At 64.3% G+C, this 706-nt stretch carries 1 pseudogene; it reads right to left on the bottom strand.

The annotated features are described in order from the left end of the window. Positions 1–232: 232 nt before the first annotated feature. A pseudogene (locus FCI23_RS55985) lies at positions 233–706 on the bottom strand (hypothetical protein); the annotation flags it as partial.

The following is a 706-nucleotide window of genomic DNA, read 5'->3' on the forward strand; positions in this document are numbered from 1 at the left end:
CGGCGCGCATTGATCCGCTCCAGTATCGGCTCCACCGATCCCCCTGCTACACGAGTGACTCCACTGTCACGGATGGTAGCCGCGCCCGTGCTCGGCGCGCATACAAAACAGACAGCGCCCAACGACCACTGACGGATGATCAAGACCGACGATCATGCGGCACTGCCAGCACGAGTACACCCCACCGCCACCACACCAGCCCCCCGACCAGCAACTTCAGGATGAAACGATCTCAGTCGGCCAGAACCCATCGACCGTCAAGCCGGAGCACGTTGGACGGCTTGATGTCCCGGTGCACCCACCCGTGGGGGGAGCCTGGTGCCTGGATGCCATGTGCAGCGGCCAATGCCGAGCACAGGCTCTCCACCAGATCCCGCAGTGCGGCCGGATCTCTGAGGTCGTCAAGGCATTCCGTTGCGACGGCCTGCGCCTTGGGCATGACGAACCACTTGCCGCCCTCGGAACCGGAGTCCCAGACCGGCATCGCGTTCGGGTGATCGCTCAGGAGGCGGCCAACCTCAATCTCACGAGCCATCCGGGCTCTCTTAGGAAGGGGCGGGTGCTCGCCGCGCAACTGCTTAACGACGTCGTGCGCGGTAGCTGAGACCCCGGTCTGAGCATGCAAACGGCCGTGCGAGACGATCATGATTGTGACGTCAAGAGGGGCCCGCACGGCCTTGAGCCATCGTATCTGCACCGGGATCCC

This window comes from Actinacidiphila oryziradicis (assembly GCF_005047355.1).
Taxonomy (GTDB): domain Bacteria; phylum Actinomycetota; class Actinomycetes; order Streptomycetales; family Streptomycetaceae; genus Actinacidiphila; species Actinacidiphila oryziradicis.